Annotated in this window: 6 protein-coding genes; 3 read left to right on the forward strand and 3 right to left on the reverse strand. The window is 64.2% G+C overall.

Annotation, left to right across the window (positions count from 1 at the left end):
* Positions 1 to 151 precede the first annotated feature (151 nt).
* Genes B7L71_RS00600 through B7L71_RS00610 form a run of 3 tightly spaced genes read left to right on the forward strand, consistent with a single transcriptional unit; the run spans position 152 to position 2963 of the window.
* Positions 152 to 1138 carry a TRAP transporter substrate-binding protein gene (locus B7L71_RS00600; RefSeq protein WP_016916443.1) on the forward strand — a complete coding sequence of 329 codons (987 nt, stop codon included), beginning with the start codon at positions 152 to 154 and terminating at the stop codon, positions 1136 to 1138.
* A 20-nt stretch (positions 1139 to 1158) separates the two neighbouring features.
* Positions 1159 to 1701 carry a TRAP transporter small permease gene (locus B7L71_RS00605; RefSeq protein ID WP_016916444.1) on the forward strand — a complete coding sequence of 181 codons (543 nt, stop codon included), beginning with the start codon at positions 1159 to 1161 and terminating at the stop codon, positions 1699 to 1701.
* Positions 1698 to 2963 (forward strand): TRAP transporter large permease, encoded by a 1266-nt coding sequence (locus tag B7L71_RS00610; protein WP_081135167.1) that lies wholly within the window; start codon positions 1698 to 1700, stop codon positions 2961 to 2963. The genes B7L71_RS00605 and B7L71_RS00610 overlap by 4 nt, the downstream gene beginning before the upstream one ends.
* Before the next feature lie 38 nt (positions 2964 to 3001).
* Here the strand turns inward: B7L71_RS00610 and B7L71_RS00615 are convergent, their stop codons facing one another.
* From B7L71_RS00615 to B7L71_RS00625, 3 genes are all read right to left on the reverse strand, one after another.
* Entirely contained in the window at positions 3002 to 3880 is an 879-nt protein-coding gene (locus B7L71_RS00615; RefSeq protein WP_081135168.1) for a transglutaminase-like domain-containing protein, read from the reverse strand.
* Positions 3877 to 6285, reverse strand: a complete 2409-nt coding sequence (locus B7L71_RS00620; protein ID WP_016916447.1) for a circularly permuted type 2 ATP-grasp protein — start codon at positions 6283 to 6285, stop codon at positions 3877 to 3879. The genes B7L71_RS00615 and B7L71_RS00620 overlap by 4 nt, the downstream gene beginning before the upstream one ends.
* Before the next feature lie 72 nt (positions 6286 to 6357).
* The coding region (locus B7L71_RS00625) for a transglutaminase family protein (protein WP_170919408.1) at positions 6358 to 7785 on the reverse strand (1428 nt) is incomplete at its 5' end.

Below are 7785 nucleotides of genomic sequence, written 5' to 3' on the forward strand. Positions count from 1 at the left end.
GAACGCCTATCATCCTGTCTTTTGCGCCGGAGCGTCAAGCGGGATACCAAAAGCACGGGTGTTATCAACGAAGTAGCTGGGGTATTCTCAAGGCGCTAACGAAAATAACGCAAGACGCTGGTCTTGCCGCTGGGATCCCGAGAGGCTTTGCATGAAACGACTCAAAACGCTGACACTGGCCTGTGCGGCGGCTGCTTTGGCCGTCACTTCCCTGAGCGCCCAGGCGCGGGACTTTCGCTTGGGGCTGATCACGCCCGCCCAGCACCTCTGGTCGACGGAAGCCGAAGCCTTTGCGCAAACCGTGCACGAACGCTCGAACGGCGAGCACAGCGTAAGCGTTTTTCCTGCCCAGCAGCTAGGCAACGAAGCGCAAATGGTGCAGCAGCTGCAGACCGGTGCCCTGGACATGGCATTTTTGACCATCGCCGAAATCTCCAACCGGATACCGGATTTTGGTGCGCTGTATGCGCCCTACCTGGTGGATGACGTCAACCATGCCGCGCGCCTGCTGCGCTCCGAGGCGGCGGCCGAGCTGCTCGAGCTGATGCCGGAAGGCGTGGGCCTGGTAGGGCTGGGGTATGGCATGGTCGGTATGCGTCAGGTGCTCAGCCGCAGCCCCATCGAGAGCGCCGCTGATTTTCGCGGCCAGCGCCTGCGCATCACGCCCTTCGAGCCGATCCGTGATTTCTACACGGCCACCGGAGCCGCGCCTGCGCCCATGCCGCTGCTGGAAGTCTACGATGCCCTGGCCAACGGTCAGGTCGATGCCATCGACATGGATTTCGATTCCATCCTGATCCTGAAATTTCATGAGCAGGCGCAAAACCTGCTGATCTCCAACCATATGATGTTCCCCATGGTCGGCGTGGTGTCGGGGCGTGTGTGGCGTGAGCTGTCGGAACAGGATCGTGAGCTGTTCGAAACCGCCATGGCCGAGCATCTCGACAATGTGCTGAGCGGCTTCGAAGCCATGGACGCCGCCCAGGAAGAGGAAATTCGCGCCCTGGATATCAACATCGTGGAAGCGGATGCCGAGTTCTTTGCCGATGCCATCGCCCAGTGGGAGGGTATCTGGGCGCCCAAGGCTCCGATGCTGGAAACCCTGCGGGCGGAAGCTGACCGCTTGCGCGACGAGTAGCGCTGAACCAGAGGCTTTCGATGATCATGCTGCAACGCCTCTCCCTCAGGCTTGCCCGTTACGAAGAGATGACCGCCGCTGCCCTGGCAGCGGCGGTCACGTGTCTCATCCTCGCCAACATTGCCTTTCGGGCGTTGGGCAATCCGCTTTACTGGGTCAGTGAACTGGCTATCTACGCCATGATCTGGATGACGTTCCTGATTGCCGGGGCGGTCTTGAAGCGCCGCCAGGGCATTGCCGTGACGCTGCTCAGCGATCTGTTGCCCGCCACGGGGCAGCGTGCCATTACCTTGGCGGTGGACGCCATGGTGCTGCTGTTTGCGCTGCTGTTGGCGTGGCTCTGCTGGCGCTGGTATCAACCCTGGGCGTTGGCCCAGGCCGGGTTCGATGTGCGCGCCTTCCAGGGCCAGACCTTCAATTTCATCTACGCCGAAAACACCTCCACGCTGGGCATCAAGAAATTCTGGGCGTGGCTGATCGTGCCCTGGTTTGCGCTGTCGCTCAGCCTGCACGGCGTGGCCAACCTGCTGCAATCCGTTCAGGGGCTGAGGGAACGCACATGACCGTTGTGGTATTTCTGATTCTGCTGCTGGGGACGGTGCCGATTGCGCTGGTGCTGGCGCTCACGGCCATGTGGTATATCCAGGCATCGGGCAATGCGGTGCTGTTCGATTCGTACCCTCAGCAGCTGTTCAGCGCCATCGAGAGTTACGGACTGCTGGCCATTCCGCTGTTCATGCTGGCGGGCGAGCTGATGAACGAAGGCGGCCTGACCAAACGGCTGATCGCCCTGGCGCGGCTGCTGGTGGGCGGGTTTCGCGGTGGGCTGGCGTATATCAACCTGGTGGCCAACATGATGATGGCGGCGATCATTGGTTCTGCAGCGTCGCAAATCGCCATCATGTCGCGGGCCATGGTGCCCGCCATGGAGCAGGAGGGGTATGACAAGCCCTACAGCGCCGCGATTACCGCCGCCGGTGGTTTGCTATCGCCGATCATTCCGCCCTCGATGCTGTTCGTACTGTTTGGCGTCATGGCGCAGGTGCCGATCGCCGAAATGTTCATTGCCGGACTGCTGCCCGGGCTGCTGTTAGGGGCCAGCTTTTTCGTGGTCATTGCGCTGGTGGGGCTGGTCCAGCAGTACCCCAAGGGGGAGTGGCCCAGCCGCCAGCAGGCGCTTCACGACGCGCTCTGGGGGCTGCCCGCGCTGCTGATTCCGGTGATCATCATTGGCGGCATTCTGCTGGGCATTGCGACGCCCACGGAGTCGGCTGCCCTGGCATCGCTGGCGGCCCTGCTGATGGGGCGCTGGGTGTATGGCGACCTGCGCCTGGCGCAGCTCCCGCAGGTGTTGGCACGTACGGCCATGAATGCAGGGCTGGTGATCATGCTGATTGCCGCCGCCGGGGTATTTGGCTGGGTGGTGGTGTATGAGCGCTTGCCGCAGATGGCCGCCGCGTGGATTGCTGCGCTGACCAGTGATCCTTTCGTGTTCCTGCTGCTGGTGATTGCGGCGCTGCTGCTGGTGGGCATGATCATCGATGGCATTGCTGCACTGATCCTGGTGGTCCCCATTCTGATGCCCATTGCGCAGAGTCAGTTTGCGATCAGCCCTTACCAGTTTGGCGTGGTGGTGTGCCTGACGCTGGTGATGGGGCTACTGACCCCGCCAGTGGGAGCGGGGCTGTTCATCGCCTCCTCCATGACCGGCGCGCCGCCGCTGAAAATTTTCCGCGCCTTGCTGCCGTTCCTGCTGGCCACATTGGCCACGCTGGTGCTGCTGGCCTGGCAGCCGTGGCTGACCAATGGCCTGATTCAGCGCTGACTTGCTGGGGCGTGCCGCCGACGGCCAGCGCAGGCGGTTCAGGCGACGCTGTGCTCGGTGAGCGGCATGACATCCACTTCCACTTCGAGCTGGTGCTCCCCGCCGCCGTTCATGACTCCTTTGAGCGGGGCCACATCGGCGTAGTCGCGACCCCAGGCCAGCACCGGATGCTGTTCACCGGCCAGGGTGCCGTTGGTGGGGTCCAGGGCTAGCCAGCCCCAGTCGGGGATCCACACGGCCAGCCAGGCGTGGGAGGCATCGGCGCCAATCAGGCGGGGCTGGCCGGGGGGAGGCTGGGTTTCCAGATAGCCGCTGACATAGCGGGCAGGCAGGCCCACCGAACGCAGCGCGCCAATGGCCAGGTGGGCAAAGTCCTGGCAGACGCCCCGGCGGTTGGCCAGTACATCACTCAAGGGGGTGGCCAGGGTGGTGAAACTGGGGTCGTATTCGAAGGTATCGTAGATGGTCTGGTTGAGGGCCATGGCGGCTTCTACCAGCGGGCGGCCAGGCGTGAAACAGGTGCGGGCAAAGTCGGCCAGCTCATCGTTGCGGCGAATGAATGGCGAATCCAGCCGATACAGCTGCATGTCGAAACGGCTGTCCTGGCGCAGTTGCGCTGCCACGTTTTCCCAGCTGGGCGAACTGGCAGGCAGCGGCCCCAGGGGTTGAGTGTTCAAAGGCGTGACGACCGTCACGTCCAGTGTCTGGTGCACCTCTTCCATGGCGAAGTAAAGTACCCGATTGCCAAACACGTCCCGCCGCTCTGCCTGCACGTGAGGCATGGGGCTGATGGTCAGCTCGGAGGCCCCGCACTGCTGGTGCTGCGTCTTGCGAGGCAGCACGCGCGCCTCGCTGTGGCACAGGGTCACGGGCGCGCTGTAGTGGTAGCGCGTGGTGTGCCGCAGGGTGTAATTCATTCGTCGGGCTCCATGCTGACAAGTTGGCGCGGTCGCTCTACATGGCTGAAATGACTGTGGCTGATGGCGTCCGAGAGGGCGCTGAGCGGCGCAATCAGCTCATCCAGCAGCTGTTCCAACGCGGCCTGGGCATCGGGAGTGTCGGCCAGATGGCTCAGACGGTCGATGTCGGCCAGGTGCAGGGCGGCATTGGCCTGGATCAGCAGCCGCCGTTCGGCGTTGCGGTAGGGCGACGAGCTGCCGGGTAGGCGATCCATCTGCCGCTCCAGGCGCTTGAGCATGTAGCCCACCGAGCGAGGGTTGGTCTCGTCGAACAGCAGCAGGTCGAGAATGGCCTCGGGGTGCAGCTCGCTGCGGTAGCGGCGACGATAGGCGGTGAAGTTGTCCGTGGTGGCCAACACGACTTCCCAGAGCGCCAGCCCCGGCGAATGGGGCGCGTTCAGGGTCAGCTTGAGCAGCGATAGCAGCCCAAGCACGCGGTCCAGAAAGCGCCCGATGTCCATGAACCGCCAGCCGTAGTGATGGGGCATGGTTTCGTTGCACAGCCCAAAGAAAGCGGCAATTTGCGCCGATAATCCTTCACAGGCGCGCCGCGCCGCGCTGGCGCCCAGGCTGGGGCTGAACGTATCCACTCGCTGGCGTAGCTGATGCACCACCCGCCAGGAGTCGTCGCCCAGATGGTCACGCACGCTTCGAGCGTTACGTAGCAAATGAGCAAACAGCGGCTTGAGGGCCTGAGCGTCTTGCTCGTCGAACTGGGCCAGCAGCGCCGTGCGTTTTTGGGCAAAGCCCACCAGCGGGGGTTTGGCGCCTTCGCCGTCGCCGTTCAAGGTAGTGATTTCCAGCGCCAGCAGCAGCTCGTCCAGTAGCTGGTCGGCAATTTCGTCCTGGTCATACTCCATCAGACGCATCAAGGCTTCGCGTAGCAAACGGGCACGGGCATCCAGCCGTTCGCCGTAGCGACCCAGCCAGAACAGGCTTTCCGCTACCCGGCTGGGCAGGTCGGTGCCATCGCGGGTAGCCACCACGGGACCGCGTGCCTGACGCAGTTGACTGACGTGAGGCTGGGGCGTGTTGGCGGTCACCCAGACGTCCTTGACGATGGGGCTGCTGAGCGACGGCGAGCCGGGAGTGCCCACCCAGGCAAGCCCCCCCGGCATGACGTGATAATCGCTGGGCTGTTGGCTGCGGGTCGCGACGCTGCCCGGGGCTCTGGAAACGAAACAGCGCAGGTTCAGGGTGGTGGGCGACAGCCGCTGCATGTGCGGGTCGAACAGGGGGGCCGTGGCAGAAGGCGTCTGGGCATTGGCGCTGGGCAGTAGCAGTGCTTCCCCCAGCAGGTGCTGGCAGAGTGCTGGCAGGTAGTCAGCCAGCTCCGGCAGCTCCAGAGCGCCTACGCCTAGCGCATTCGACATGGCTACGCCGCTGGCCCGAGCGGCTTGCAGTAGGCCCGGGACGCCCAGCTGGGAGTCACCGCGTAGTTCCAGCGGGTCGCAGTAGGCGTCGTCGCAGTGGCGCAGCACCACGTCCACCGGCTGCAGGCCGCCCAGGGTACGTAACCAGAGCTGGCTATCGCGCACGACCATGTCCTGGCCTTCTGCCAGGTCGATGTTCAGGTAGTTGGCCAGGTAGGCATGCTCGAAATAGCGTGGGCTGCCCGGCCCCGGGGTCAACAGCACCACGGTCGGGTTGTCGCGGTGCTGGTAGGCCAGTGCGGTCAGCGTGCGGTGGTATTTATCCAGGAAACCCGCCAGGCGCTTCAGCGGCGCGTTGCGGTACATTTCAGGCAGCGCGCGGGCCATGAGAATGCGGTTTTCCAGCGTGAAACCGGTGCCGGAAGGCGCTTGCAGCCGGTCGCCAATGACGCGCCACTGCCCTTCGGCATCCTGGATGACGTCGATGCCGTGAAAGCTGATCGCAGGACGGTCGCTGGGCTGAGAGCCGTGGCAGGGCAGCAGGAAGTGGGGCGAGGCCAGCAGCGCCTGGGTGGGCAGCAGGCCCGCATCGAATAGCGTGCGCGGGCCGTACAGGTCGTCATACAGCGCATTGAATAGCCGCGTACGCTGGGTCAGGCCGATTTCCAGCGCTTGCCATTGCGCCTGGTCGATGACCCAGGGAAGCGGGTCCAGCCGCCAGGCGCGCCCTTGGGTGTCATCGTGCATATTGAAGATGACGCCGTTCTCGGCCAGCAGGCGCTGAAGCTCTTCATGCTGCTGATAGCGGCCCTCGGCACCCAGGCTTTCCAGAGCGCCAAGCAGGCCCTGCCAGCCGGGGCGCAGTTGGCCCTGACGGTCGAGCATCGCATCAAACGTGCCGGGCTGTCCCTTGCCTAGCTGATTCAAGTAGTCCTCGATGAGCCCGGCAGCGCCGAGCTCAAGCAGTGAGGGAGAGACAGGGGCAGTCATGATCCTGAGAGTCCTGAGCGAGTAAGGGGCGGATTATCCTGCAGCTAGCGCCGATAGGAAAGCATTACTACCTCATCGGCGCGGGCTCCAGCGTAGGTCAAGGGTACACGGCAGTTCCTGACTGAGGGCTTCTGGCATGGGCGCCTGGTAGCCATGGCCGTGGCCACTGTCGCTAAAGCGACCCAGGCGTCTGGCTTCGGCTTCGAAGGCATTGACCGGGAACGTCTCGAAACTGCGCCCCGTGGGATGCACGACGTGATAGGTGCAGCCCGCCACCGAACGCTGGTTCCAGGTGTCGATGACATCGAATACCAGCGGAGCGTGAACGGGAATCTGGGGGTGCAGGGCCGACGGCGGCTGCCAGGCCCGGTAGCGCACGCCTGCGACGGCTTCGCCGTTGCGTCCGGTGGGGGAGAGCGGTACCTGGCGGCCATTGCAGGTCACCACGTAGCGGTCGCCGCTCATGCCGTTGACCTTCACTTCCAGGCGTTCCACCGAGGAGTCCACATAGCGGGCGGTACCGCCTGCCGTGGCTTCTTCACCCAGCACGTGCCAGGGCTCGATGGCCTGGCGCAGCTCTATGGAGAGCATGGGAGTATGCAAGCGGCCATGCACCGGGAAGCGGAACTCCCGGAATGGCGCAAACCACTCCAACTCGAAATCGAACCCATGGTGACGCAGATCGTGCAGCACATCGTTCAGGTCTTCCCACAGGTAGTGGGGCAGCATCCAGCGGTCCTGCAGGGCACTGCCCCAGCGTACCGGGCGCGCACGGTAGGGCGTCTTCCAGCAGCGCGCCACCAGGGCGCGAATGAGCAGCGTCTGCATCAGGCCCATACGCGCGTGGGGAGGCATTTCAAAGCCGCGCAGCTCCAGCAGCCCCAACCGGCCGCTGTCGCTGTCCGGTGAGTAGAGCTTGTCGATACAGAACTCGGCGCGGTGGGTGTTGCCGGTCAGGTCGGTGAGCAGGTGGCGCAGCAGTCGGTCCACCAGCCAGGGCTGAACGACCTCGCCTTCGGGCATCTGTTGCAGGGCGATTTCCAGCTCGTAGAGCGCCTCGTGGCGGGCTTCATCCACTCGCGGGGCCTGACTGGTCGGGCCAATGAACAGCCCGGAAAACAGATACGACAGGCTCGGGTGGTGCTGCCAGTAGGTCACCAGACTGGCCAGCAGGTCCGGCCGACGTAGAAACGGGGAGTCCTCCGGTGTCAGGCCGCCCAGCGTGACATGGTTGCCGCCGCCGGTGCCGGTATGGCGGCCATCGACCATGAATTTTTCGGTGCCCAGCCGCGCCTGGCGGGCTTCATCGTAGAGCCGTTCGGTCTGGGCGACCAGCGCTGGCCAGCTGTCGGCCGGCATGATGTTGACCTCGATGACGCCGGGGTCCGGGGTGATCTGGAAACTGGACAGACGCGGGTCTCGGGGCGGCGCATAGCCTTCGATCATGACCGGGCACGCCAGCGCCTGGGCGGTTTCCTCGATGCTGCTCAACAGGTCGAG

This window comes from Halomonas sp. BC2, assembly GCF_002078115.1.
Lineage (GTDB): Bacteria > Pseudomonadota > Gammaproteobacteria > Pseudomonadales > Halomonadaceae > Vreelandella > Vreelandella stevensii.

Excerpts from the sequence above, each read along its gene's own strand:
- B7L71_RS00610 (WP_081135167.1), top strand. The coding sequence starts at position 1,698 with ATGACCGTTGTGGTATTTCTGATTCTGCTGCTGGGGACGGTGCCGATT.
- B7L71_RS00615 (WP_081135168.1), bottom strand. The coding sequence starts at position 3,880 with ATGAATTACACCCTGCGGCACACCACGCGCTACCACTACAGCGCGCCC.
- B7L71_RS00605 (WP_016916444.1), top strand. The coding sequence starts at position 1,159 with ATGATCATGCTGCAACGCCTCTCCCTCAGGCTTGCCCGTTACGAAGAG.
- B7L71_RS00620 (WP_016916447.1), bottom strand. The coding sequence starts at position 6,285 with ATGACTGCCCCTGTCTCTCCCTCACTGCTTGAGCTCGGCGCTGCCGGG.
- B7L71_RS00600 (WP_016916443.1), top strand. The coding sequence starts at position 152 with ATGAAACGACTCAAAACGCTGACACTGGCCTGTGCGGCGGCTGCTTTG.